This window comes from Streptomyces sp. AN091965, assembly GCF_022698285.1.
Taxonomy (GTDB): domain Bacteria; phylum Actinomycetota; class Actinomycetes; order Streptomycetales; family Streptomycetaceae; genus Streptomyces.
On the sequence record NZ_JALDMY010000001.1, the window covers coordinates 7,457,414 to 7,482,640 of the forward strand.

23 protein-coding genes are annotated in these 25,227 nt (G+C 72.2%); 11 read left to right on the plus strand and 12 right to left on the minus strand.

The genetic code is table 11. From position 1 onward, the window contains the following. Window positions 1-12 precede the first annotated feature (12 nt). On the minus strand, window positions 13-1,377 hold the full coding sequence (locus MQV74_RS31660) for an MFS transporter (RefSeq protein ID WP_242725601.1): 1,365 nt from the start codon (window positions 1,375-1,377) through the stop codon (window positions 13-15). Window positions 1,378-1,512: 135 nt separating this feature from the next. Between MQV74_RS31660 and MQV74_RS31665 the strand changes: the two genes are divergently transcribed. Continuing rightward, window positions 1,513-2,217: a TetR/AcrR family transcriptional regulator gene (locus MQV74_RS31665; RefSeq protein ID WP_242725604.1), complete on the plus strand. Its 705-nt coding sequence runs from the start codon at window positions 1,513-1,515 to the stop codon at window positions 2,215-2,217. Here MQV74_RS31665 and MQV74_RS31670 read toward each other — a convergent pair. The 4 genes from MQV74_RS31670 to MQV74_RS31685 all read right to left on the minus strand — a co-directional run bounded on the left by MQV74_RS31670 (window position 2,109) and on the right by MQV74_RS31685 (window position 6,596). Further along, window positions 2,109-2,693 (minus strand): hypothetical protein, encoded by a 585-nt coding sequence (locus tag MQV74_RS31670; RefSeq protein ID WP_242725607.1) that lies wholly within the window; start codon window positions 2,691-2,693, stop codon window positions 2,109-2,111. The genes MQV74_RS31665 and MQV74_RS31670 overlap by 109 nt on opposite strands. Before the next feature lie 404 nt (window positions 2,694-3,097). Next, entirely contained in the window at window positions 3,098-4,555 is a 1,458-nt protein-coding gene (locus tag MQV74_RS31675) for a catalase (protein WP_242725609.1), read from the minus strand. A gap of 186 nt (window positions 4,556-4,741) precedes the next feature. After that, the gene (locus MQV74_RS31680; RefSeq protein WP_242725612.1) at window positions 4,742-5,635 is read right to left on the minus strand and encodes a 2-hydroxy-3-oxopropionate reductase; all 894 of its coding nucleotides are present in this window, start codon (window positions 5,633-5,635) and stop codon (window positions 4,742-4,744) included. A gap of 127 nt (window positions 5,636-5,762) precedes the next feature. Next, the gene (locus MQV74_RS31685) at window positions 5,763-6,596 is read right to left on the minus strand and encodes a TIM barrel protein (protein WP_242725615.1); all 834 of its coding nucleotides are present in this window, start codon (window positions 6,594-6,596) and stop codon (window positions 5,763-5,765) included. Window positions 6,597-6,785: 189 nt separating this feature from the next. Between MQV74_RS31685 and MQV74_RS31690 the strand changes: the two genes are divergently transcribed. The 8 genes from MQV74_RS31690 to MQV74_RS31725 all read left to right on the plus strand — a co-directional run bounded on the left by MQV74_RS31690 (window position 6,786) and on the right by MQV74_RS31725 (window position 14,060). Beyond that, entirely contained in the window at window positions 6,786-7,043 is a 258-nt protein-coding gene (locus MQV74_RS31690; RefSeq protein ID WP_242725618.1) for a thiamine-binding protein, read from the plus strand. Further along, window positions 7,043-7,405, plus strand: a complete 363-nt coding sequence (locus MQV74_RS31695) for a helix-turn-helix domain-containing protein (RefSeq protein WP_242725621.1) — start codon at window positions 7,043-7,045, stop codon at window positions 7,403-7,405. Before MQV74_RS31690 ends, MQV74_RS31695 begins: the two co-directional genes overlap by 1 nt. Window positions 7,406-7,551: 146 nt before the next feature. After that, the gene (gene uraD, locus MQV74_RS31700; protein WP_278194259.1) at window positions 7,552-8,109 is read left to right on the plus strand and encodes a 2-oxo-4-hydroxy-4-carboxy-5-ureidoimidazoline decarboxylase; all 558 of its coding nucleotides are present in this window, start codon (window positions 7,552-7,554) and stop codon (window positions 8,107-8,109) included. A 6-nt stretch (window positions 8,110-8,115) separates the two neighbouring features. Next, entirely contained in the window at window positions 8,116-8,514 is a 399-nt protein-coding gene (gene uraH / locus MQV74_RS31705; RefSeq protein WP_242725626.1) for a hydroxyisourate hydrolase, read from the plus strand. Between the two features lie 2 nt (window positions 8,515-8,516). Continuing rightward, on the plus strand, window positions 8,517-9,449 hold the full coding sequence (gene pucL / locus MQV74_RS31710) for a factor-independent urate hydroxylase (protein ID WP_242725629.1): 933 nt from the start codon (window positions 8,517-8,519) through the stop codon (window positions 9,447-9,449). A gap of 63 nt (window positions 9,450-9,512) precedes the next feature. Then, a complete protein-coding gene (locus MQV74_RS31715) occupies window positions 9,513-10,910 on the plus strand; it encodes a nucleobase:cation symporter-2 family protein (RefSeq protein ID WP_242725632.1) in 1,398 nt (465 codons plus the stop codon). Between the two features lie 72 nt (window positions 10,911-10,982). Then, window positions 10,983-12,371 carry an 8-oxoguanine deaminase gene (locus MQV74_RS31720; protein WP_242725635.1) on the plus strand — a complete coding sequence of 463 codons (1,389 nt, stop codon included), beginning with the start codon at window positions 10,983-10,985 and terminating at the stop codon, window positions 12,369-12,371. 339 nt (window positions 12,372-12,710) lie between these two features. Further along, window positions 12,711-14,060: a nucleobase:cation symporter-2 family protein gene (locus MQV74_RS31725; RefSeq protein WP_242729261.1), complete on the plus strand. Its 1,350-nt coding sequence runs from the start codon at window positions 12,711-12,713 to the stop codon at window positions 14,058-14,060. Between the two features lie 42 nt (window positions 14,061-14,102). Here the strand turns inward: MQV74_RS31725 and MQV74_RS31730 are convergent, their stop codons facing one another. Both MQV74_RS31730 and MQV74_RS31735 read right to left on the minus strand, forming a co-directional pair. Next, window positions 14,103-14,972 carry an alpha/beta fold hydrolase gene (locus tag MQV74_RS31730; RefSeq protein ID WP_242725637.1) on the minus strand — a complete coding sequence of 290 codons (870 nt, stop codon included), beginning with the start codon at window positions 14,970-14,972 and terminating at the stop codon, window positions 14,103-14,105. 121 nt (window positions 14,973-15,093) lie between these two features. Next, entirely contained in the window at window positions 15,094-15,900 is an 807-nt protein-coding gene (locus MQV74_RS31735) for a chitosanase (RefSeq protein ID WP_242725640.1), read from the minus strand. A 533-nt stretch (window positions 15,901-16,433) separates the two neighbouring features. Between MQV74_RS31735 and MQV74_RS31740 the strand changes: the two genes are divergently transcribed. Continuing rightward, window positions 16,434-17,078, plus strand: coding sequence for a DUF4360 domain-containing protein (locus tag MQV74_RS31740; RefSeq protein ID WP_242725643.1), 645 nt, complete (start codon window positions 16,434-16,436; stop codon window positions 17,076-17,078). A 105-nt stretch (window positions 17,079-17,183) separates the two neighbouring features. Here the strand turns inward: MQV74_RS31740 and MQV74_RS31745 are convergent, their stop codons facing one another. Then, the gene (locus MQV74_RS31745; RefSeq protein WP_242725646.1) at window positions 17,184-19,394 is read right to left on the minus strand and encodes an alpha-N-acetylglucosaminidase; all 2,211 of its coding nucleotides are present in this window, start codon (window positions 19,392-19,394) and stop codon (window positions 17,184-17,186) included. Window positions 19,395-19,660: 266 nt separating this feature from the next. Between MQV74_RS31745 and MQV74_RS31750 the strand changes: the two genes are divergently transcribed. Further along, complete coding sequence (locus MQV74_RS31750; RefSeq protein WP_242725649.1) at window positions 19,661-21,478, plus strand: alpha-L-fucosidase; 1,818 nt, start codon at window positions 19,661-19,663, stop codon at window positions 21,476-21,478. On the opposite strand, the gene MQV74_RS31755 is transcribed toward MQV74_RS31750, so the two are convergent. The 4 genes from MQV74_RS31755 to MQV74_RS31770 form a co-directional block, all read right to left on the minus strand. Further along, complete coding sequence (locus MQV74_RS31755; RefSeq protein ID WP_242725652.1) at window positions 21,447-22,262, minus strand: GNAT family N-acetyltransferase; 816 nt, start codon at window positions 22,260-22,262, stop codon at window positions 21,447-21,449. The two genes, MQV74_RS31750 and MQV74_RS31755, sit on opposite strands and share 32 nt — an antisense overlap. After that, window positions 22,259-22,837, minus strand: a complete 579-nt coding sequence (locus MQV74_RS31760; RefSeq protein WP_242725655.1) for a TetR/AcrR family transcriptional regulator — start codon at window positions 22,835-22,837, stop codon at window positions 22,259-22,261. Before MQV74_RS31760 ends, MQV74_RS31755 begins: the two co-directional genes overlap by 4 nt. A 10-nt stretch (window positions 22,838-22,847) precedes the next feature. Then, the gene (locus MQV74_RS31765; protein WP_242725658.1) at window positions 22,848-24,053 is read right to left on the minus strand and encodes a Cmx/CmrA family chloramphenicol efflux MFS transporter; all 1,206 of its coding nucleotides are present in this window, start codon (window positions 24,051-24,053) and stop codon (window positions 22,848-22,850) included. A 128-nt stretch (window positions 24,054-24,181) separates the two neighbouring features. Continuing rightward, on the minus strand, window positions 24,182-25,012 hold the full coding sequence (locus MQV74_RS31770; RefSeq protein WP_242725661.1) for an MOSC domain-containing protein: 831 nt from the start codon (window positions 25,010-25,012) through the stop codon (window positions 24,182-24,184). Window positions 25,013-25,227: the final 215 nt, after the last annotated feature.

The following is a 25,227-nucleotide window of genomic DNA, read 5'->3' on the forward strand; positions in this document are numbered from 1 at the left end:
TGCTCCCCGCGCTCACGGTGTGACGTCCGCGTCCTCTGCGTCCGGTTGAGCGGAACGCGCGGCCTCCGCCCCGGAGTTCGGCTCCGGCGCGGAGGCGGCCCCGGTCGCGGAGGCCGTGGAGGCCGCCTCGGCCCCGGCACCGAGCCGCGCGCCCCGCAGCGACGGGAACGCCGCCGCCACCGCGAGCGTGGCCGCCACACAGACCAGGCCGCCCACCGTCACCGCCGCGGCGGGCCCGGTGAGTTCCGCGAGGAGGCCGACCGCGGCGTTGCCGAGCGCGGGCGACACCGTGGCCTGGGCCATCCACAAGCTGCTGACGCGGCCCCGGAGCCCGTCGGGCGTGCTGTGCTGGAGCAGTGCCGAGCGCAGCGTCTCGGAGATCAGGTCGCCGAACCCGGCGAGCGCGAGCAGCACGAGCGCGAGCGGCAGCCAGCCGCTGAGCCCCACGCCGGTCAGCGCGGCGCCCCACAGCAGGACGGCGCCGACCAGCGCGTGCCCGCCCGCGCGGGCCGTCCAGCCGCTGGTGGCCGCGCCGACGAGCGCGCCGAACGCGGGCGCCGCGTAGAGGAGTCCGACGGCCGCGGGCCCGCCGCCGAACCGCTCGTCGGCCAGGGCCGGGTACAGGGCCTGCGGCATCGTGAAGACCATCGCCGCGGCGTCGATGAGGAGCAGGCCGAGGATCGTGCGGTGGCGCCGCACGAAGCGCAGGCCCTCGGCGAGCGAGCCGAACGCCTGCCGTACGCCCCTGCCCCCGGCGCCGGGGGCCGTCGGCACGGGCAGTGGCCTGACGAAGAACAGCGCCGCCGTGAACACCAGGAATCCTGCCGCGTCCACCGCGTAGCACGCGGCGAGTCCGGGCCCGGCGATGAGCGCGCCGCCGATGGCGGGTCCGCCGAGCGCGGCGAGCTGGGTGGAGCCGGAGAGCAGGGCGCCCGCCGCGGCAAGCCGCTCGGTGCCCGCGAGGGCCGGGACCGCGGCCAGCATCGCGGGTCCGCCGAGGCCCGCGAGGAGCCCGGTCGCGGCGGTGGCCGCGTAGATCACCCAGAGCCGGGGCTGCGGAGCGAGCGCGTTGGCCGCGAGCGCGGCGGCCACCAGGGCCAGCGGCAGCCGCGTGGCGATCATCAGCGTCCGGCGGTCGCACCGGTCGGCCAGGACCCCGCCGAGCAGGACGCCGACGACCAGGGGAAGCGCCCGGGCCAGGCTCACCAGGCCGATGTGGAGGGACGAGCCGGTCAGGTCGTACACCTGCACCGCGACGGCCACCGAGGTCATCAGGGTGCCGGTCATCGCCCCGAGGAAACCGGCGTAGAGGAGCCGGAAGTCGCGGCTTTCGCGCAGCGGTCCGAGGTCCATGGCGAGGCCGGAGAGACGGGGCATCGAGACTCCAAGCAAGGTGAGGCAACCCTTAGTCGCTCTCACCCTGAGGGGTGCGGAGCTTAAAGTCAACATGTGTGAAGTTCAGCGGGCGGGCCGCGTCGCCAGCGGCCCGCGCGCCTCCGTTAGCCTCGGGGGATGAGCGGAACGACGCGGCGCAGACCCACCCACCGCAAGGGCCGGGCCACCCTGACCCGGGAGGCGGTGGGGGAGGCCGCGCTCGCCTATCTGGGGGAGCACGGCGCCGCCGCGCTCACCATGCGCTCGCTGGCCGCCGAGCTCGGGGTGTCCGCCCGCGCCCTGTACAACTACGTGGACGACCGGCGGGACCTGGTCGCGGTCGCCGCCGGGATCTTCCAGGCGGGCTGGCGGCCGCCCCGCCTGGACCCGGCCCCCGGTGCCTGGCGCGCCGGCCTGGCCGCCTTCTGCGAGGACCTGCGCGCCCACTACCGCCGCCACCCCGGCATGACCACGCTCGCCCTCAGCGAGAACGTGACGATGGCCGGCCACCCCGTGATGCTCCGCAACGTGGACGCGCTCATCGGCTTCTACGCGGCGCTCGGACTCACCCCGGCGGACGCCTACCGCGCCTGCATGGAGACCGTGCGCCTGGTCGTCGGCTTCGTGGAGTTCGAGGACGCGCCGCGGGACCGTCCCCCGGCCCATCTGGACCCGGGGGACCTTCAGGCGCACCCGCCGCCGTGGCTCCGTACCGAGGAGGGGGACGCGCTGCCTCACCTGGCGGCGGTCGCGGAGCTCGCGCCCGACTCGGCGGACACGCGGTTCGCCTTCGCCGTGGAGGTGTTCACGGACGGCCTCGCCGCCCGGCGGCGCAGCGCGTAGTGCGCGGTGAGCGCCAGGACCAGCGGCCCCCACAGGCCCGTGGGCAGGACGCAGATCCGGAACAGCAGCCCCCAGGCCGCGTTGTCGGCCGGGTCGAAGTGGAAGCCGATGTCGAGGGCGCCGAGGGTGAACGGCCCGAACAGCAGGGTCGCGCCGAGTCCGCCGAGCGTCGCCGGGACCAGCGCCACCGCCGGGTGCAGCCGCCGTCCGCCGATCAGCGGCACCCAGGCCGGCGCCACTTCGCCCCAGCCCCGGACCAGGCCGAAGGACAGCAGGGCGAGCGCCTCGGTGAGCAGGCTCAGACCGAAGACGTACGGGACGGAGATCCACAGGCTGCCGATGGAGCCCACGCCGGAGCCCATGTCGAAGCCGAAGGCGAAGGGGAGTCGCCAGAGGCACTGGGGGAGCAGGACGAGCGGGATGAGGTGGGCCACGCGCTCGGCCCAGCGGGGTACGGGGACTGCGGTCGTCGTCATGCCCATGAGCATTCCGCGCGGCCGCGCGGAGATCGTCACCGCACACGCCGAACCGCCTCCGCCGTGCGGCGGAGGCGGTGGTCGTCCCTGAGGAAGGAGCGGACAGGGCGGACAACGGAGCCCGTCCGGCGTTTGAGGACGAGGCCGAAGGCTGATCGGCCGGTTCTGGCACGCTTCGCGAGGGACCGCGACGGCCGGGCGATGGCCCCGGGCCGCTCCTCCTCTGGTCGAAGGAGCGGGCGGGGCGTTCACCACCGCACTGGCTCGCCCCGAGCCGCCGCGGTCCTCGTCCCCCCGCGGCTGCCGGGCGCCACCCCTCATCCGGGCGCACGGCATCGCGGGATCCGCGCTGGGGGACCGACCTCCCGTCAAGTCCCCGGCGCAGTCTGGGTGGTGATGGCCGGTCAGTCCTCGCGCAGGGCGCGGACCGCCTCCTCCACGCGCTTGCCGTAGTCGGCGTCGGCGGCGTGGAAGTGGGCGAGGTTCTTCTCGACGACGTCCTCGCGGGACACCTGGGACAGACCGCCCGCGATGTTCGCGACCAGGCGGGAACGCTCCTCCTGTGACATCAGCCGGTAGAGCTCACCGGCCTGGAAGAAGTCGTCGTCCTTGGTGTGGGCGGGCGCCTCGTGCGTGCCGGTGTGGCCGGTCACGGCCAGCGGCGCGGAGAGCGGCCTGCCGGTCTCGGCGGGGCCGTCGTAGGAGTTGGGCTCGTAGTTCTTGCGCTCGCGGCCGTAGGCGTTGGTGGCCATGAAGCCGTCGCGGCCGTAGTTGTCCGCGGTGGTCGCCTTCGGCGCGTTCACCGCGAGCTGGGTGTGGTTCACGCCCAGGCGGTAGCGGTGCGCGTCGGCGTACGCGAACAGTCGGCCCTGGAGCATCTTGTCCGGCGAGGGGCCGATGCCCGGCACGAAGTTGTTCGGCGAGAAGGCGGCCTGCTCGACCTCGGCGAAGACGTTGTCGGGGTTGCGGTCGAGGACCAGGCGGCCCACGCGCTGGAGCGGGTAGTCGCTGTGCGGCCACACCTTCGTCAGGTCGAAGGGGTTGAAGCGGTAGTGCGCCGCGTCCGCCGCCGGCATCAGCTGCACGTGCAGCGTCCAGGACGGGTTCACCCCGCGCTCGATGGCCTGGAGCAGGTCCGTCTGGTGGGAGTTGGGGTCCTTGCCCGCGATCTCGGCGGCCTGCTCGGAGGACAGGCTGCGGATGCCCTGGTTCGTCTTGAAGTGGTACTTGACGAAGAAGGCCTCGCCCTGGGCGTTGGTCCACTGGTAGGTGTGCGAGCCGTAGCCGTTCATGTGCCGGTACGAGGCCGGGATGCCGCGGTCGCCCATCAGCCAGGTCACCTGGTGCGTGGCCTCGGGGGCGTGCGCCCAGAAGTCCCAGACGTTGTCCGGCTCCTGCTTGCCCGTGAACGGGTCGCGTTTCTGCGAGTGGATGAAGTCGGGGAACTTCAGCGGGTCCTTGATGAAGAAGACCGGGGTGTTGTTGCCGACGAGGTCGTAGTTGCCCTCCTCGGTGTAGAACTTCAGGGCGAAGCCGCGCGGGTCGCGGACGGCGTCGGCGCCGCCGAGGTTGTCGGCCACGGTCGAGAAGCGCAGGAAGACCTCGGTGCGCTTGCCGACCTCGCTGAGGAAGTCGGCGTGGGTGAAGCCGGTGACGTCGTCGGTCACCTCGAAGTAGCCGTACGCGCCCGAGCCGCGGGCGTGCACCACGCGCTCCGGGATGCGCTCGCGGTTGAAGCGGGCGAGCTTCTCCAGGAGGTGCTGGTCCTGGAGGAGGAGCGGGCCGCCGACGCCTGCGGTGGCGGAATGCTGGTTGTCGGCGACAGGGGCGCCGGACTCGGTGGTGAGCACGCGCTTCGGCATGGTGGTAGGTCGGCCTTCCGTGCAGAACTGCATGGGCTGCTGAGGTGACGCGAGCGTAGAGATGCCGGATCCATCACGTCAACAGTTTGTTGAAGTTCGAGGTGGGGTGGGGTTCCGGGCCGCGGCGACGCCTGGGCGCGACAGGACAGGTGTCAGCGCCGCCACGGCCCGGAAGTCTGGGGTGGATCAGGCGGCCGGGCCGCCGGAGAGCCGCTCGACGGAGCGGAGCAGCGCGGAGTGGTCGAGGCCGCCGTCGCCCTGGGCGCGCAGGCTGGCGACGAGCTGGGCCACCACGGCGCCGACGGGCAGCGCGGCGCCGACGTTGCGGGCGGCGTCGGTGACGATGCCCATGTCCTTGTGGTGCAGGTCGATGCGGAAGCCCGGCTTGAAGTCCCGGTTCAGGAAGTTGTCCTTCTTGCGGGTCAGGACGGTCGACCCGGCGAGCCCGCCGCCCAGCACCTCGAGGGCCGCGGCCAGGTCCACGCCGGACTTCTCCAGGAAGACCACGGCCTCGGCGCAGGCCTGGATGTTGACCGCGACGATGAGCTGGTTGGCGGCCTTCACGGTCTGGCCCGAGCCGTGCGGGCCGCACAGCACGACGGTCTTGCCGAGGGCGTCGAACAGCGGCTCGGCCGTGTCGAAGTCCGCCTGCTCGCCGCCGACCATGATGGACAGGACGGCCTCGATCGCGCCGGCCTCGCCGCCGGAGACCGGGGCGTCGAGCACCCGGATCCCCTTGGCCGCGGCGGCCTTCGCGAGGTCCACGGAGGTCTGCGGGGTGATCGACGACATGTCGATGAGCAGCGCGCCGGACCTGGCGTTCTCCAGGATGCCGTCGGGGCCGTAGGCGATGGCCTCGACCTGTGGCGACGCGGGCACCATCGTCACGATGACGTCGGCGTCGCGCACGGCGTCGGCGATCGAGGCGGCCGCGGTGCCGCCCGCGGCGGCGAGCCGGTCCAGCTTGTCCTGCTCCAGGGTGTAGCCGGTGACGGGGTAACCGGCCTTGATCAGGTTCTCGGACATGGGCGAGCCCATGATCCCGAGTCCGATCCACGCGACCTTGGGGAGCGTGCTCATGAGGGAACCTCTCTAACTGCTCGGATACGTGGGTGAGTCGCCCCGAAGGGGCGCGGGGAACTGCGCGACCAGCCCCAACGGACCCGCAGGCAATCGACGGCACATCGCGGCAATTCCAGCGAAGCGCTTAGCCGCGGGCGCCGGCCGGGAGCCAGTCGAAGGACTCGTGGCTCGGCCGGTCGCCGGGCTTGTACTCCAGGCCGACCCGGCCCTCGTACCCGGCCTTGCGCAGCTGGTCGAGCAGGTCCTCCAGGGGGAGCGACCCGGTGCCGGGGGCGCCGCGCCCCGGGTTGTCGGCGATCTGCACGTGGGCCGTCTTGTCGGCGTACGCGGCGATCACCTGCGGCAGGTCCTCTCCGTTCATGGAGAGGTGGTACAGGTCCATGAGGAACTTCGCGTTGCCGAGCCCGGTGGCCTCGTTGACCTTGTCCACGACCTCGATGGCCTGGGGGGCGCTGACGATCGGGCAGTGCGGCGACTCGGGGGCGTTCAGCGCCTCGATCAGCAGCACCGCGCCCACGCGGTCGGCGGCGCGGGCGGCGAGCACCAGGTTCTCCAGGGCGAGTTCGTCCTGGGCGGCCGGGTCGACGCCGTCGACGCGGTTGCCGTACAGGGCGTTGAGCGCGGTGCAGCCGAGGGCCTGGGCGAAGTCCGCGGCGACGTCGACGTTCGCGCGGAACTTCTCGCTCTCCTCGCCGGGGATCGACAGGGCGCCCCGGTCGGGGCCCGGCAGCTGCCCGGCGTAGAAGTTCAGGCCCACCAGCTGGACGCCCGCGTCCTCGATCGCCTGCTTCAGGGCGTCGAGCTCGGAGCGCTCGGGGGTGGGGGTCTCGACCCAGGGCCACCACAGCTCGACGGCCTTGAACCCCGCCGCGGCGGCGGCCGCGGGGCGCTCCAGGAGCGGGAGCTCGGTGAAGAGGATCGACAGGTTCACATCGAAGCGCTGCTCGGAGAATCCCATGGGGCTTCCGCGCTCCTTCCGTAGTGCCGTGGCCGGGGCGCGGTGGGGCCGGGATGTCGTGGCCGGAGCGCCGAGGGCTGATTTCGTATGGCGGAAGTTTGTTTCTGCTTGATGGAAGACTGCCTCCGTTCCGCGGAAGCTGTCAAGAGGGGCTGCCGCAGATTCCGGAGTCCGAAGTAGGTTGAGCCCGTGCGATTGAGAGTGGAGTTCACGACCGAGCCCTTCGATCTGGACGAGGCGCCCCCGCACGCGGTGGTCGCCCGCGAGGTGGTCCAGGGGGCGGGCCTCGACGCCGTGGACGTCGGCCCGTTCGGCAACACCGCGGAGGGTGACGCCGACGCCGTGCTCGCCGCGGTGGACGCGATGCTGCGCCGCTCCCTGAAGGCGGGCGCCACCCGCGTCTCGCTCCAGGTGAACGTCCTGGGCGCCGGAGAGGGGGAGGGCTGATGCCGGGGCCCGGCGACGACCCCTTCGCCCTCGCGGTGAAGCCGCTGGTGGACGCGATGGGCGGGCGGATGCTGGCCCCCGAGGAGGCGGGCGAGGACGACGTCGTGCTCGCCTGGGAGGGCCGGGACGTCGTGGCCGTGCGGCTGCCGCAGCTCGCCGACTCCCTGGACCACATCCTGCTCGCCCTGGAGCGCAAGCACGGCAAGCCCCTCGCGGAGCTCGACCGCAAGGCCAAGCAGGAGGTCGTGCGCGCCCTGGAGGCGCGCGGCGCCTTCGCTGTGCGCCATGGCGTGGAAACGGTCGCCACGGCGATCGGCGTGAGCAGGTTTACGGTCTACAACTATCTGAATCGCTCCACGTAGCCACCGCCGGACGGGCTCTTGCGAGCCCGTCCGGTGTGTGAGGACGGGGCGCGAAGCGCCGATGAAGCTGCGCCCCCCTGGCCCGGGGTCTTTGTTCTCGAAGTTTTCAACAAAGTGTTGACGTCGACTTTCGGACGGCGTTAGCTATGCGCAGCCCGTCCAGCACAAAGGCCCCGGAGGCCCCCGTGACTTCGAGCACCAAGACGCCGGGCCTCGCCCGGTTCAACGCCCTCGACGAGGCCGCGGCGCGCACCGCACTCCACGAGGCCTGCGCCTCGACCGTCTGGGGCGACACGATCCTGGCCCGGCGCCCCTTCGCCACCGCCGACGCCCTGTACGCCGCGAGCGACGCCGCCACGGCCGAGCTGACCGCGGCCGACCTGGCCGAGGCGATGGCGGGACACCCGCCGATCGGCCGCCCCGAGCCGGGCGACCCGACCTCCTCCCGCGAGCAGCGGGGCATGGCCGGGGCGTCCGCGGAGCTCAAGGCCGAGATGCTCGAACTCAACCTGGCCTACCAGGACAGGTTCGGCCACGTCTTCCTCATCTGTGCCACCGGCAGGACCGGGGAGCAGATGCGGGACGCGGTCAGGGACCGGATCGGCAACACGCCCGAGCGTGAACGCGAGATCGTCCGCGCCGAGCTGGGCAAGATCAACAGGATCCGCCTTGCCCGACTCGTCGACGTCGTTGAAGAGGACTGACGCAGCATGAGCACAAGCACCACGGCCTCGGTGTCCACGCACATCCTGGACACCTCGGTCGGCCGCCCGGCCGCGGCGGTCGCCGTCCAGCTCTCTGCCCGCAGCGGGGGAGCCGCGGACTGGCGGGAGCTCGGCGGCTCGGCGACCGACGCGGACGGGCGCTGCAAGGACCTCCCGGCGCTGCCGGAGGGCACCACCCATGTGCGCCTCGACTTCGCCGTCGAGCCGTACTTCCTGAGCAAGCAAGCCAAGCAAGCCGAGGCGCAGCAGGACGCCCCCGCGAATCGGGACAGCGGTGCGTTCTTTCCAGAAGTAGGGATCACGTTCGCCGTCAATCCCGGCGAGCACTACCACGTACCGCTGCTGCTCAACCCGTTCGGCTACTCCGTATATCGAGGGAGCTAGCGATGCCGACGATCCTGGGACAGAACCAGTACGGCAAGGCCGAGAACCGAGTCGTAAAGATCACGCGGGACGGCGACACCCACCACATCAAGGACCTGAACGTCTCCGTCGCCCTCTCCGGCGACCTGGACGACGTCCACTACAACGGCTCGAACGCCAACTGCCTGCCGACGGACACCACGAAGAACACCTGCTTCGCCTTCGCCAAGGAACACGGCATCGAGTCCGCCGAGGCCTACGGCATCCACCTCGCCCGGCACTTCGTGGACAGCCAGCCCTCCATCCACCGGGCGCGCATCCGCATCGAGGAGTACTCCTGGGAGCGCATCGCCGCTTCCGACAGCAACTCCCAGTTCATCGGCGCCGACGAGGTCAAGCACTCCTTCGTGCGCAAGGGCCAGGAGACCCGCCTCGCCCAGATCACGTACGACGGCAAGGACTTCGAGGTACTCAGCGGTCTGAAGGACCTGACCGTCATGAACACCACGAACTCGGAGTTCTGGGGCTACATCAAGGACAAGTACACGACGCTCAAGGAGGACTACGACCGCATACTCGCCACGTCCCTGTCGACGTGGTGGCGGTACACCTGGACGAGCGACGACCAGCGCACGCCGAGCTGGAACAAGTCCTACGAGCAGGCGAAGAAGCACATCCTCCAGGCCTTCGTGGAGACGTACTCCCTCTCGCTCCAGCAGACGCTCTACCAAATGGGCTCGCGGGTCATCAACAACCGCGGCGAGATCGACGAGATCCGCTTCTCCGCGCCCAACAAGCACCACTTCCGCCAGGACCTCTCCTTCTGCGGCCTCGACAACGACGCCAAGGAGGGCGCGGTCTACTACGCCGCGGACCGTCCCTACGGCCTCATCGAGGCCACGATCCTGCGCGACGGCGCCGAGGCCAAGATCCCGGTCGACATGACCAACCTCTGACGCGGGACGCGCGCCCCGCCCGCCGCAGGGGCGGGGCGCGCCACACCGGAGGGAACGACAGCTATGGCACAGCCTGCCGAAGGGCCGACCGACGGCCCGTGTTCCACCCCGCCGGACGCATGCCACCCGGTGGATGAGAAGCTCCACGTCTCGCGGCTCGTCCCCGCCGCGCTCCAGCACATCGCCGCCATGTACGCGGGTGTCGTCACTCCTCCGCTCATCATCGGTCAGGCCGTCGGCCTCGACGCCGCCGCGCAGACCCGGCTCATCGCGGCCGGCCTGCTCATCGCCGGACTCGCCACGCTCCTGCAGACGCTCGGCGTCAGAGGCGTCGTCGGCAACCGGCTGCCCTTCGTCAACGCGGCCTCCTCCGCGGGCATCGCGCCGATGCTCGCCATCGCCGAGACCAGCGCCACGGGCCACCAACTCCCGGCGATCTACGGCGCGGTGATGGTCGCCGGGCTCTTCTGCCTCGTCGTCGGACCGTTCTTCGGGCGGCTCCTGCGGTTCTTCCCGCCGCTGGTCACCGGCGTCGTCATCACGCTCATCGGCGTCACGCTCATGCCGGTGCCCGTCGGCTGGGCCCAGGGCGGCGACAAGGAGGCCGCCGACTTCGGCGACATGCGCTACCTCGCGCTCGCCGCGTTCACGCTCGTGGTGATCCTGCTCTTCCAGCGGTTCGCGCGCGGCTTCTTCCAGCAAGTGGCCCTGCTCATGGGCCTGTTGATCGGCACGCTCGTGGCGGTCCCGTTCGGGCTCGCGGACTTCTCCGCGCTGCGGTCCGCGCCGGTCGCGGCCCTGCCCACGCCCTTCGCCGCGGGAGCGCCGGAGTTCCAGCCGGCGGCGATCCTCTCGCTGTGCATCGTGATGCTCGTGCTCATGACCGAGTCCAGCGCGGGCATGCTCGCGCTCGGCGAGATCTGCGAGCGCAGGACCGACGGCGCCACCATCACCCGGGGCCTGCGCACCGACGGCATCGCCACCCTCGTCGGACCCGTCTTCGGCGGCTTCCCGACCTCGGCCTTCGCCCAGAACGTGGGCGTGGTCTCGCTGACCCGGGTGCGCAGCCGCTACGTCGTCGCCGTCGCGGGCGGCGCCCTGATCGTGCTCGGCGCCTTCCCCGTGCTCGGCGCGGTCGTCAGCCTCGTACCGATGCCGGTGCTCGGCGGCGCGGGCATCGTGCTCTTCGGCTCCATCGCGGTCAGCGGCATCCGCACGCTGTCCGAGGCGGGCCTCGACGACAGCTCCAACATCGTCCTGGTCGCGGTGGCGCTCGGCGCGGGCATCATCCCGCTCGCCGCGCCCGCCTTCTACGCCGACTTCCCGGCCTGGGCGCAGACCGTGCTCGGCTCGGGGATCAGCGCGGGCGCGCTGGTCGCCGTCGCACTGAACCTGTTCTTCCACCATCTCGGCACCCGTGACAGCGCGCACAGCGAGGTCGCGGCACTCAAATCCCCCTAGGGTCCTGCCGTGCCCTCCCCGGCTCCCCAGGAGCGGGGGCCCTCCACGCCACCCACCCGAGAAGGAAGCACCATGGCACCTTCGGCAGCCCCGCAGCGCACCGTCATCGAGAACGTCGCGATCGCGACCGTCGACGCCGAGGACACCGAGTACGCCTCCGGCCACCTAGTCGTCGCCGGGAACCGGATCGAGTCCCTCGGCGCCGGAAAGGCCCCCGAGGGCCTGGAGAACGTCGTACGCCGCATCGACGGCACCGGACACCTCGCCACGCCCGGCCTGATCAACACGCACCACCACTTCTACCAGTGGATCACCCGCGGCCTCGCCACCGACCACAACCTCTTCGACTGGCTGGTGGCGCTGTACCCGACGTGGGCGCGCATCGACGAGGACATGGTCCGCGCCGCCGCCCGCGGCTCCCTCGCGATGATGGCCCGCGGCGGCGTCACCACCGCCATGGACCACCACTACGTGTACCCGCGGGGCTCCGGCGACCTCTCCGGGGCCATCATCGGGGCGGCCCGCGACATGGGCGTGCGCTTCACCCTCGCCCGCGGCTCCATGGACCGCAGCGAGAAGGACGGCGGCCTGCCGCCGGACTTCGCCGTGGAGAGCCTGGAGGGCGCGCTCGCGGCCACGGAGGAGACCGTGCGGGCGCACCACGACGCGTCCTTCGACGCCATGACGCAGGTCGCCGTCGCGCCCTGCTCGCCGTTCTCCGTCTCCACCGAACTCATGGCGCAGGGAGCGGAGTTGGCCCGCCGCCTGGGGGTGCGGCTGCACACGCACGGCAGCGAGACGGTGGAGGAGGAGAAGTTCTGCCACGAGCTGTTCGGCAAGGGGCCGACGGACTACTTCGAGTCCACGGGCTGGCTGGGTGACGACGTGTGGATGGCGCACTGCGTCCACATGAACGACTCCGACATCGCCGCGTTCGCCAGGACCGGCACGGGCGTGGCCCACTGCCCGTCCTCCAACGCCCGGCTCGCGGCGGGCATCGCCCGCGTCCCCGACCTGCTCGCCGCCGGGGTGCCCGTCGGGCTCGGCGTGGACGGCACCGCCTCCAACGAGTCCGGCGAGCTCCACACCGAGCTGCGCAACGCCCTGCTCATCAACCGGCTCGGCGCCCACAAGGAAGCCGCCCTGAACGCCCGCCAGGCCCTGCGGCTGGGCACCTACGGAGGCGCGCAGGTCCTCGGCCGCGCGGGCCAGATCGGCTCCCTGGAGGCGGGCAAGCTCGCCGACCTGGTCCTGTGGAAGATCGACGGCATCGGACACTCCACGATCGCCGACCCGGTCACCGCACTCGTCTTCGGCGCCGCCGCGCCGGTGACCCTCTCCCTCGTCGACGGCGAGCCCGTGGTCGAGCACGGCCGTCTGCTGACGGCCGACGAGGACGCCATCGCCCGCGCCGCGCGGGACGAGGCACAGCGACTCGCGCGCATCGCCGCCGAGAGCTGAACCCCCACAGCTCCGGTCAGGGGGGACGGCCCCTGACCGGAGACCCGAGCAGCCGAGCGGGCTGCTCGGGTGCCGCCCCGGAACGTGGCCCAAAGCCTCACGTTCCCGGGGCGGTCAGCACTGCCTGGGCGCACGACAACCGCATACCGAGCACGTCTCGCACCACCTCCCAGAAGCGAAAAGCGCCGGCCCAGGGGCCGGGGCCGGAAAACAACCGGAGGAGCCGCCGTGGCGAACAAGCCCAGGTTCACCAAGCAAGGCACCACCCCAGACGAGACCGACGGAGGGCCCCCGACGGAGCCCAGGCACCCCGTCGACGAGAAGCTCCCCCCGCTGAAGATGGCCACCACCGGCCTGCAGCACGTCGCCGCGATGTACGCGGGCGTCGTGGCGCCGCCGCTGATCGTCGGCGCGGCGGTGGGCCTGTCCGCCACCGAACTGACCTTCCTCACCGGGGCCTGTCTGTTCACCGCGGGCCTGGCCACGTTCCTGCAGACCCTCGGCGTCTGGAACATCGGCGCCCGCCTTCCGTTCGTCAACGGCGTCACCTTCGCGGGCGTCGCGCCGATGCTCGCGGTGGTGGACTCCACCAAGGACAAGGACGACGCGCTGCCCGTCATCTTCGGCGCGGTGATCGTCGCCGGGATCCTCGGTTTCGTCGCCGCCCCGTTCTTCTCCAAGGCGGTCCGCTTCTTCCCGCCCGTCGTCACGGGCACGGTCATCACCCTCATCGGCATCTCCCTGATGCCGGTGGCCTTCGGCTGGGCCCAGGGCCCGAACCCCGCGGCCGACGACTACGGTTCGCGGAAGTTCCTGGCCCTCGCGGGCATCACGCTGCTGATCGTGCTGCTGCTCCGCCGGTTCACGCGCGGCTTCGTCAAGCAGATCGCCGTCCTGCTCGGCCTGGTCGTCGGCACCCTCGTGGCGATCCCGTTCGGCGTGACGGACTTCGACCCGGTCACGCAGGCGGACGTGGTCGGCTTCCCGACGCCGTTCCACTTCGGCGCCCCGCAGTTCACGGCGGCCGCGATCGTCTCCCTGTGCGTCGTCATGGTCGTCTCCATGACGGAGTCCACGGCCGACATGCTCGCGCTCGGCGAGATCGTCGACCGGCCCGCCGACGAGAAGACCATCGCGGCGGGCCTGCGCGCCGACACCCTCGGCTCGGCGGTCAGCCCGCTGTTCAACGGCTTCATGTGCAGCGCCTTCGCGCAGAACATCGGCCTCGTGGCGATGACGAAGATCCGCAGCCGCTACGTCGTGGCGACCGGCGGCGGCTTCCTCGTCCTGATGGGCCTGTGCCCGATGGCGGCCTCGCTGATCGCGGTCGTGCCCCGGCCGGTCCTCGGCGGCGCGGGCGTCGTCCTCTTCGGCTCGGTCGCCGCCAGCGGCATCCAGACCCTGGTCAAGGCGGGCCTGGACAAGGACAACAACGTCCTGATCGTCGCGGTGTCCCTCGCCGTCGGCCTCATCCCGATCTCGGCGCCGGAGTTCTACCACGCGTTCCCGGAGACCGCGAGGATCATCCTGGACTCCGGCATCTCCACGGGCTGCGTCGCCGCGGTGGTCCTCAACCTCCTCTTCAACCACATCGGCAGGGGCAGCGAGGACGACGAGGTCACCGCCCCGATGGAACCCGGCGACGAGATCTCGGAGTCCCGGGTCCCCAAGCAGGCGACCGCGCACTGACCGCCCGGCCGGGGGTGGTGCTCACGCCCCGCCCCCGCGTCCTCAGCGCCCCAGCTCGGCGAGCGCGGCCACCAGTGGCTCGGGGTCGAGGGGGCCGACGTGCGGGGCCGTGGCGAAGTTCCGTACGCGGAAGGGGTTGCCGGGCGTCCGCTCGTCCGCGGCGGCGATCATGAGGTCCTGGAGGGCCGGGGTGACGAGGCGGTCCTTGCCGAAGCGCAGATACGTGCGCGGCACCCGGCCCCAGGTCCCGGTCCCGCCCACGGCGCGGTCGGTGGCCACCCGGTTCGACTCGTCGGGCTGGAGTCCGGCGAGCATGCTCCGGAAGGCGGCGTCGGGGTAGTCCGCGCAGACCATCTCCTTGAGCAGTGCGAGGTCCTTGGCGTCGCCGGTGCGGAGGTTGAGGCGGATCACGCCCAGGGCCGCCGGGTCGCCGACGACCTGTTCGTCGGGCACGATCGCGTCGGCGGCCTCGGGGGTGCCCATGCAGGCGGCGATGGTGGGGAAGGCGGGGCCGGGGCAGTACGCCGCCATGTAGACGAGGTGCTCCAGGAGTTCGGGCACGGCGTCGGCGACCCGGCTGACGGAGACGCCGCCCATGCTGTGCCCGACGAGCACCACCTTGCCGTCGCGGGCGCCGCGGGCCGCCCGGCGCACCACGCCGGTGACCCGCCGCTCGAAGTCGTCGAGTCCGATCCGCCCGAGCGGCGTCGGCTCGGTCGCGAGCGCCGCCAGGTCCTGTGTCTGGTAGGAGGCGGGGAGGTACGCCTCCGCTCCGTGGTAGGGCTGGTCCACCGCGACGACGCGGTGTCCGCGCAGGGTCAGCTCCCGGGCGACGGGGGCCCAGAAGGCGCCCGCGCTGTTGGTGCCGTGCACGAGGACGTACGTGTGCTCCGTCGTGATCGCGTCAGTCATGGTCGCGAACGTAGACAGTCCGGGGGTGCGCCGACAAGAGCCCTTCGGGTCAGCCGGGGCGCAAGGCGCGCACGGCCCCCCACGGGCCGTGCGCACCTCGTGTTCCGCGGCGGGCCGCCGCTCAGCGGTCGATGCGGTACGACTCGCCGTAGACCTTCCACGCCAGCGGCGGGTCAAGGTTCAGGTTCTTCTTGGTGAGGAAGACGCGCTGGGCGGTGTCCACGCGGCTGGTGTCCTCGTGGGCCTCCTCCTGCTTCATGGCCCAGACCCGGGCGTCGAGGAAGGCGTGGAGGTACTTGGTCTCGTCGCCGCCCTGCGCCGGGGGCTTGGCGGTGCGCAGGGCGCGCTTGCGGATGCTGCTGAAGCTGGTGCTGTCGCCGCCGTCACCGTGCATGACGATCGCGTCGTAGTACGCGAACTGGCCCAGGGCGCCGATGCCGTCGGCCTTGCCCTGCTTGACGGCCGGGTTGAAGTAGACGCGGTCGCGCTCGTCGTTCTGCGTCTGCTGGAAGGCCGGGTCCTTGGCGGCCTTCTCCCAGTCCTTGGTGTAGTTGGGGTCCAGGCCGGCGTGCGAGTCGGAGCCGTTCACGCGGCGCAGCGCGGGCAGGTACTTCTCCAGGACGTTGCCGGGCTTGCGCTTGGCGTAGAGCTCGACGAGGTCGAGCATGTCGCCGGTGCCGGAACAGAAGCCGATGATCCCCGCGGTGTAGCCGCGCTTGTCGCCGATGTCCTCGATGTACTTGTACTGCGCCTTCCAGTCGAGCGAGGAGTTCTCCGCGCTGGAGACCAGCTTCATGGCGATCTCCTTCTTCGCCGGGTCGTCCAGGCCCACGGCGGCGGAGCTCGCGGGGGCGGTGGCGCGGGGCGCGGGCGCGGCGCCCGCGGTCTGGGTGGCTATCAGGGGGCTCGCTATCAGGGCGGCGCCCATCAGACCTATGACGGTGCGCCGTGTGCTGGTGCGGCGGGGGGTGGGGCGGGAGTGCAACGGAACCTCCAGAGGGGGGAGTTCGTGGTGCCGTGCGTGGGCCGTGCTTTGTTAGGAAGGTTTCCTACCAGAAATCGAAGATGACGTATACCCGTCAAGCACGGTCCGGTGCGCGGCCCGGCGCGCGTCCGGTGCGGGCCCGGTCCGCCGCCCGGCCCGGTCCGGTTCGCGGCACGGGAGTCACGGCGGTCCCCCGACGCGGCACGAGGGCGCGTCCCAGAGGGCCCACGAGCGCGCTCGTACATGGCCGGTCATCGCCCTAGTCGCTGCTCACGCTGGTCCGTACGATCCCAACACCCTCAGCCTCCGCTCATCGCACGCCGACCGGTCGCCGACCCGTGAGCGGACCGCGTGAGCGGACCCGTGCGATGGCTGAGTCAGTTCCTCCCAGCACACGCTCCATCCCCCACCTCGCGGCGGCACGCCCTGCGTGCGTGCCGTCACGGGCCGAAGCACTCGATGGGAGAACCACGAACATGTCCGCTGCACTGCTCGCGGGTGGCGCCCTCGCCACCCTGCTCGCCGCGGGTCTGCCCGCTCACGACCCGACCGAGATCAGCGACCCGCCGCCCGACAAGATCGTGATCGAGATCGCGACCGTGAACGGCTCGGGTTGCCCCAGAGGGACGGCAGCCGTCGCCGTCTCCGAGGACAACACGGCGTTCACCGTCACCTACAGCGACTACCTCGCCCAGGCGGGCGGCAACTCCGCCCCCACGGCGTTCCGCAAGAACTGCCAGCTCAGCCTGATCGTGCACGTCCCGCAGGGCTTCACCTACGCGATCGCGAGCGCCGACTACCGCGGCTTCGCCTCGCTGGAGCGGGGCGCCAAGGGCACCGAGAAGGCCTCGTACTACTTCCAGGGCTCGCCGGACACCGGCGCCAAGTCCCACGCCTTCACCGGCCCGGTCGCGGACAACTGGCAGGCCACCGACGAGACCGAGGTCACCCAGCTGGTCTGGGCGCCCTGCGGCAAGAAGCGCAACTTCAACATCAACACCGAGCTGCGGGTGGACATCGGCAGCTCGGACCGGACCAAGACCAGCTTCATGACGATGGACTCCACCGACGGGGCCATCAGCACCGTCTACCGCGTGAAGTGGAAGGAGTGCCCGCGCTGACCCGGCTCGGCTGAGGTGCTGACCAGCTAGTTCCTGGCGAGGGGGCCGTGCCTCCGGCGGGACCGACCGCCGTCCGGAGGCACGGCGACGACACCGGGCCCCGCGTCAGCGGGACCCGGCGAGGGCGTCGCGCACCCTCTTCGCGATCGCGTACGTGTCTCCGGTGGGGGTCACGGCGAGGCGCCCCGGGTCGCGGATCCACCGGTCCTCCAGAGCGAACCAGTCGACGGGCTCCGGCGCGCGGCCCTCGTCGAGGGCGGCCCGCAGCGCGTCGAAGTACGTCGTCCAGCGCAGCCGGTACAGACCGCCGACGAGGCCCGCCCACTCGCGGTTGGCGTAGTCCTTCAGGCCCGCGTCGGCCCCGGCGCGGGTGCCCCACACGGTGACCAACGACAGTTGGTCGTAGGCCAGTTGGTCCCGCTCGCGCTCGTCGGCGCCGCACGCGCGGGCATCCGCCACCCACCGCCCGAGCAGCTGCCCGGCGTCGGTGGCGGCGAGGCGGTCGAGCAGGCCGAGCAGGCGCAGCCAGGTGCGGGTGAGCCGCTCGAAGCGGGCGGTGTCCCGCGCGTCGTACGCGGCCTTGATCCGGGGCAGCAGCACCCGGCTCCGGTTGGACAGCGCCTGCCGCGCCACGTCGAGCAGATCGCGCCGGTACGCCACCGAGTCCCGCAACTCCCGGCGTACCAGGAGGAGGTGGTCGAGCGCTGGCTCGAAGTCCGCTGCCGGATAGCGGAGGTCCTTCGGCGACCAGGAGGCGGCGGAGCGCACGGTCAGGCCGGGCCGGGCGCCGAACAGGCCGTCGGCACCCTCGGCCCACGCGTCGGCGCGGGTGGTGCCGTAGCAGGTGCGCCGCAGCACGTCCCAGGCGCGCGCGGCATGCGCGTCGGCGCCGCCGTACCGGCTGGTGGCCCACTGCGTGAACCACTCCTTGAGGTCCAACTCGCCTTGTCTCCAGGCGAGTTCGGAGAACAGCTCGAAGGCGGCCGGGTTGTTGTCGGCGGCCTCCGGCAGCAGGGCGATGCCGCGCAGGGCGCTGCCGTCCTTGGTGCGCCACCGCTCGTACAGCTCCGCCCAGTCGGGCGTGTTCGCGCCGAGCGCGGTGTGCCCGCCGAAGTTCCAGATCGAGCCGAAGGCGTACGGCGTGCCGCCCCAGTCGGCCTCGCGGTCGGTGACGTACGGGAAGCGGTCGGACAGGCCGTCGACGACGAGCATGCGGTCCTTGTCGACGGCGTCCGTGAGGGCCTTCGGCGGGTTGTGCTGCCAGCCGAGGATCACCCACAGGGCGTCCGGGCGCGCGGCCCGCAGCGCCCGCTCGACGGCGCGCGCGGCCTCGCCCACCGGCACGTCACCGGGTTTCCCGCCCTCGTGCAGCAGGTCCATCTTGTACATCGTGGACGGCCCGAGGAGCTCGCCCTGGACGCGGTAGAAGGCGGCGGCGACCCGCGCGAAGGGGTCGGTGCGCGGATCCAGCCAGTCGGGCCGTGCGAAGCCCACCCAGTCGCCCTGCGGCACGGTCCGCGCGCCCGGGTTCCGCGCGGCGAAGCCGGGCGGGACGGTGCCGAAGTAGCCGGGGAACACGGGTGTCATGCCGAGCGCCCGCAGCCGGTCCGCGATGCGCCGCCCGAGCCGGGCGCGGTGCTCCAGGAGCTGTCGCGAGACCGGGTGCGGGAAGGCCGCCATGTTCTGCAGCAGCCACCACGGCTGGTGCGCGGGCCCCGGCACCCAGGCCCGCAGCTCCTCGTCCCCGTACCCGAACTCCTGGAACACCCGGTGGTGGACGGCGTCCGCGCCCGTGTGCACCAGGACCTCGTTGTAGCCGTGCAGCGCGAGCACGTCGATCTCGCGCTCCCAGTAGGCCCAGTCGTGGTAGGCGTTCGTGTAGCCGTCGTTGGTGTCGTTGAGGGCGAAGCGGTGCGGGGCGTTGGCCCGGCCGGTGAGCGGCGCGCCGGGGGCCGGGAGCGCCTTCGGCAGGGCGAGCTGGTGCCCCGCCCAGGTGATGTTGGCGTGGCAGACGTGCTTCAGGTAGTGGTACAGGCCCTTGAGCTGGACGGCCGGGGTCGGTCCCGCGACGGTGAGACGGCCGCGCGTCCCGGAGACGCGATAGGTGTCCGGGGCCCCGGACACCTCGAACGCGATCTGCTCGGCGTGCCGGGGCAGCAGCCGCCGCGCGGCGGCCGCTGCGCCCCCGGGGTCCCCGCTCGGGCCCACGGCCGCCCGCGACGCACCGTCGGCGGCGTGCCCTCCGGAGCAGGCCGCGGCGGCCCCGGCCGTGCCGGCGAGGGCGGTCAGCAGAGTGCGGCGGGGCAGGGGGGACATCGGGGCTCCCGGGGTCGGGCGGGCGGGGCGGACACCGAGGTGACTCCTGCCCCGGACGCCCCCGTCCGCTAACCACCCGTCAGAGAATCCGCGGCGCGCACCACACCGGCGAGCAAGGAGATTCATCGGATCAGAACGCCCGGAAGAGGCGGATCGTTTGAAGCCGAGAGGAAGTGGATCCCATTGACATCCGATGTATCCGCTCCTACGTTCCCGAGCGTCCCGTAGCTGAACCCGAGCGTCCCGTAGACGAACAGGAGCCGCTCATGCGACGAAGAGTCACCACGCTCGCCCTGCTCCTCACCGCCGCCGCCCTGCCGCTGTCCGCCGTGACGCCCGCGCAGGGGGAGGCCCGGCCCCAGCGGGCCGCGGGCCCCGGTACGGACCACGCCGCCGACGACCCCTTCACGGCCGACCGCACCCGCTGGTTCCGCCAGGACCGGTTCGGCATGTTCATCCACTTCGGCGCGTACTCCCAGCTGGAGGGCGAGTACGCGCGCCCCGACGGCACGGTCTGCCGCAACGCCGAGTGGATCAAGCGCCAGTGCAAGATCCCGACGGCCGAGTACGAGCGGCGGGCGCGGTCGTTCGATCCGGCCGACTTCGACGCCGGGGCCGTCGTGAAGGCGGCGAAGGACGCCGGGATGAAGTACATCGTGATCACGTCCAAGCACCACGAGGGCTACGCGATGTGGCCGACGAAGGTCAACTCCTGGAACCTGCGCGACCATTCGTCGTTCGACAAGAAGCGCGACATCCTCGCCGAGCTGAAGCGCGCCGCCGACGCGGCGGGCATCAAGCTCGGCTTCTACTACTCCATCTGGGACTGGCACGACCCGGACTTCCCCGACCCGGCGACCTTCCCGACGTACGAGAAGCGCATGTACGCGCAGCTCAAGGAGCTGATCGACAACTACGACCCGGCGCTGCTCTGGTTCGACGGCGAGTGGGACACCGACGAGCCGCACAACCCGTGGACCGCCCGCGACGGCGAGCGCCTGGAGGCGTATCTGCGCGGCCTGAACCCCGACCTCGTCATCAACAACCGCGTCGGCAAGCGCCGCGTGGTCGACGGCGACTACGGCACGCCCGAGCAGGAGATCCCCGACGCCCCGGTGGACGGCCAGCTCTGGGAGTCCTGCATGACCCTGAACGACCACTGGGGCTTCGCCCGCTACGACCAGAACTGGAAGTCCGGGCAGGCGCTGGTGCGCAACCTCCTCGCCACGACCTCGCGCAGCGGCAACTACCTCCTGAACGTCGGCCCCGACGCGCGCGGCCGCATCCCGCGGCCCTCCGTGGACCGGCTGGGGGAGATGGGTGCCTGGCTGCGCACGGCGGGCCAGGGCGAGGCGGTCTTCGGCGCCCGCTACGGCGGCCTGGTCGAGGAGCCGGACTGGGGCACGGTCAGCCGCAAGGGCGACACCCTGTACGCGGCGGTCACGCGCTGGCCGGGCGCGGGGGAGTCCCTGCACCTGAGGGCGCGCACGGGCTTCACGGTCAAGTCGGCCCGGGTCCTGGGCAGTTCACAGCGGGTCACCGTCATCAAGTCCGGCGACGGCTACGACCTGGTGCCGTCCGGGGCGGCCACCAACCCCACCGCCACCGTGATCGAGCTGCGGGTCGACCCCGGCCGCGCGTCCCGCCCCGGCGACGGCAAGGGCCTCAAGCAGGAGGTCTTCGACAACGCGGAGCTGTCCGGCGCGCCGAAGGTCACCCGGACCGACCCCACGGTCAACCACTCCTGGAAGTACACGGGTTCACCGCACCCGTCCGTCCCGGCGGACCGGTTCGGGGTGCGCTGGACGGGGTCGGTCGAGCCGCGCCGCTCGGAGACGTACACGCTCACCACGGTCTCCGACGACGTCGTGCGCGTCTGGATCGACGGCAAGCTGGTCATCGACTCCTGGAGCCCGCACGAGCCCAAGGTCGACAAGGCCCGGGTGCGCCTTGAGGCGGGCAGGCGGCACGCGATCCGCGTCGACTACGCGGAGCAGACCGGCGAGGCCCATCTGAAGCTCCTGTGGTCCAGCCCGAACCAGCCGCAGGAGGTCATCCCCGCGACGCAGCTGCGGACCCGCTGACCACGGCGTACTCGGTGAACGTGCCGCAGGCCGCGAAGCCGAGCGCGCGGTAGACGGGCTCGCCCTCGGGGGAGGCCTGGAGCACCGCCGTGCGCGCCCCGGCGGCGCGCGCGGCGTGCAGCGCGGCAAGGGTGACGGCCCCGCCGTAGCCGCGGCGGCGGTCGGCGGCGAGGGTCGAGATGTTGTAGATCCCGGCGACGCCCGCGTGCAGGAACGCCTCGGCGGTGCACACCGGCCGCCCGTCGACGTACCCGACGAGGTAGCGCGCGGGCGAGCCGGCGGCGAGCGCGCCCTCGGCGACGGCCGTGTAGAAGGCGCGTACCGTCGCCGCCGGGGGCTCCCAGTTGGCGGCCAGAATCGTCGCGTACGCGTCGAGTTCGGCCGCCGTGGTCACCGGGCGGATCTCCAGGCCGTCCGCGTGCGCGGGCGGCGGGGCGACGCCCAGGTCGAGCCGCATGCCGGTCTCGGCCTCGGACGCGGGCAGACCGGCGGCGGCGAGCCGCGCCCCGAGGTCACCCGGCGTCGAGGTGCCACCCACCCACCACGAGAAGGCGCGCCCGGTGCCGGTCAGCTCCTTCACGGTGGCGGCGACGCGGCCGTCCGCGCTCTGGTCGGTGAACCGCGCCGCCGCGACGATGTTGAAGGTGTCGTCGTCGATGCCGCTGTCCGCGACGACCAGGTCACCGCTGTCGGTGACGGTGGCGCCCGGCAGGTACCGGTGCAGGTGACCGGCGTGCGCGGCGAGGTTCCGCTCGACGGCGGCGAGCGCGTCCGGGCCGGTCACAGCCCCTCCAGGACGGTGTCGATGGTCGTCTCCAGTGCCTTCCTGCCGTCCCGTACGCGGGCCAGGACCCGCAGGCCGTAGTACGTGCTCTGCACCAGGCGCGCCACCTCGCGCGGGTCGCGGCCGGGGGAGATCTCGCCGGCGGCCTGCCCGGCCCGGGTCACCGCGCACACCTCGTCCTCGACGCGGTCGAAGCCGCGCCGCACCGCCCGGCGCACGTCACCGTCGAGCCCGGCCCGTTCGATGGCCGCGTTGATGGCGAAGCAGCCCCGGCCGTCGTCCGCGTCCAGGTCGCTCTCCAGGGAGTGCAGCATCATCGCCCGCAGCCGTTCCTTGGCGGAGCCGGGGCCCTGGAGGCGTTCGACCTGTGCGGTGGTGACCGTGTCGTAGTAGCGGTCGAGCGCGCGCAGATACAGCTCGCGCTTGCCGCCGAAGGTGTTGTAGAGGCTCGACGGGCCGAGGCCCGTGGACTCGCACAGGTCGCGCGTCGACGTGCCCTCGTACCCGCGGCGCCAGAAGGTCTCCATGGCCGCGGTGATGACGCGGTCCTCGTCGAACTGTCGTGGCCTGGCCATGCGCCGGACCCTACCCGTTTTGGAATACCTTCTCAAAACTAGCTGACGGCGAAGCGAGGGGTGCGGCGGGCGTCCGCCGTTCCAGGATCCCGGCCGCCACCGCCGCCGCGCAGCCGAGCGCCGCGAGCCCGGCCCCGACCCAGGCCACGGCCGCGTATCCGTGGCCCGCGTCGATGGCGAGGCCGCCGAGCAGTGGCGCGAGGGTGTTGCCGACGTTGAAGGCGGCCGTGTTGGTCGCGCCGACCAGGGTGGGCGCGTCCGGCGCGAGCGTGAACACCCGTGACTGGAGGGCGGGGTTGGTGACGTACCCCGCCATGCCGAGCAGGAAGACGAGCGTCACCACGACGGCCGCCGCCGAGCCCGCCGTGAGCGCGAGCGCCGCCGAGACCGCCGCGAGCGCGCCGAGCCCCCACGTCAGCGTGGCGACCGCGTGCGTGCGGGCCGTCCGGCCGCCGATGACCAGGCCGAGCATGCCGCCCGCCCCGAACAGCGCGAGCACTGCGGGCACCCACCCCTCGCCCAGGCCCGTCTCGTCGGTGAGCAGCGCGGCCAGATAGCTGAAGGTCACGATCACCGCGCCGAAGGCGAAGGCCGTGACGGCGTACGAGAGCCACAGCTGCGGGCGCGCCATGCCGCGCAGCTCCGCCCGCACGGACGGCGCCTCGCCCCGTTCGCCGCCCGGCACCGCCGCGACCGTGCACACCAGGCTGACCACCGTCGCCGCCGCGACCGCCCAGAACGCGGCCCGCCACCCCGCCGACTGGCTCAGTACGGTGCCCGCGGGGACGCCGACGATCGTCGCCAGGGTCAGACCGCCCGCGACCAGGGCCACCGCCCTGCTCTTCGCCTCGCCGGGCACGAGCGCCACGGCCGTCGCCACGGCCACGCCCCAGAAGCCCGCGTAGGCGAGCGCGCTGGCGACCCGCGTCACGAAGAGCAGGCCGTACCCGGGCGCCACCGCGCCCACCACGTGCCCCGCCACGAACACGGCTTGCAGGGCCACCAGGGCCGTCCGGCGCGGCCACCGCAGCGTCGCCACCGCGAGCAGCGGCGCCCCGACGACCATGCCGATCGCGAACGCCGAGATCAGCAGCCCCGCGTCGGGGACGGACACCCCCAAGTCCTCCGCCATCCCCGGCAGCAGCCCGGACAGCATGAACTCCGACGTCCCTTGCGTGAAGATGCCGAGCGCCAACACGTAGACCGCGAGCGGCATGGGTGTCCCTCCCTGATTCACGTACGTGGTTTTGAAGCAGTCGCTTCAAAACTAGGGTGGACGGTAGCACGAGCCCCAAAGGGGCGCGGGGAACTGCGCGACCAGCCCCCACGACGCCGCAGACGAAATCAGTCGGTGGTTGTCTCCCAGGCCGTCACGGCCAGCTCGTCGCCGACGGCCAGCTTCCCGCTGCGCAGCACGGAGAACTTGGCCCCCAGCGCGACACCCCCACCCGCCTGCCGCCGATACGCGGCCAACGTACGCAGAGGCTCGGGCCCCGCCCGCACCCCCGAGGCCTGGTCGACGAGCGTGACCGCACAGCGAATCGCCAGCTTGGCGAAGCCCAGCTCGGTGTTGCCGATGCCGACGGTCCTGACGGAGTCCTCCGTGTGCGGCGCGTCCCACCCGTCGACGACGACGTTGGGCCGCAGCCGGTTCAGGGCCACAGGGGCCTGGCCGGCGGCCTCGATGCGGGCGTTGAGGTCGTCGTACGAGGCCCGGGACAGCAGGTGCAGCGCGCCGCTGTCGGCGAAGCCGGACGTGCCGGGGTGCAGCCCGTCGGTGACCCGCTGGTGCTCCGGCGGCACCCGCACGAGACGGCAGTCCGTGCCGAGGACGTCCGACAGCCACCGGGCCGCCTCCGCGCCCTGGTCGATGGCCTTGAACGGCGCCCCGAACAGAACCACGTCACGGCGCGGCGACTCGACGTCGACCTCGATCTCCAGCGGCTCCGCTTCCGGCGCCCGCAGCGTCAGGAGCCCGCCGTCCCAGCTCACCTCGGGGCGGATGACCGCGAGCCGGGCGTCCTTGCGCTGGGTGCGGCACACGCCGGAGTCGTTGACCACCATGAACGCGCGGTCGTGCGCGAGGCCCGCCGGTGTCAGGTCGCTCTCCGTGAGCGCCACCCCGGCGCACCCCTTGACCGGATACGTGATGAGGTCCGTGACTACCGCTGCCATGCCGGTCCGATCGCGGCGACGTCGTCCATGGGAGCTGCCTTTCGGTCGGTCTACAGGTCGGTCTACAGGTCGGTCTGCGGGTCGGTCTGCGGGGCGATCTTCCCCGTCCGCCTCAGCATCGTTCGCCGACCTGTGCGGCATCAATGCCTTTTGCCCAATGGAAAGGATCACCGTGCGGAGGCGCGGGCCTCTGTAACGGTCGGCGTCCGCCCGAT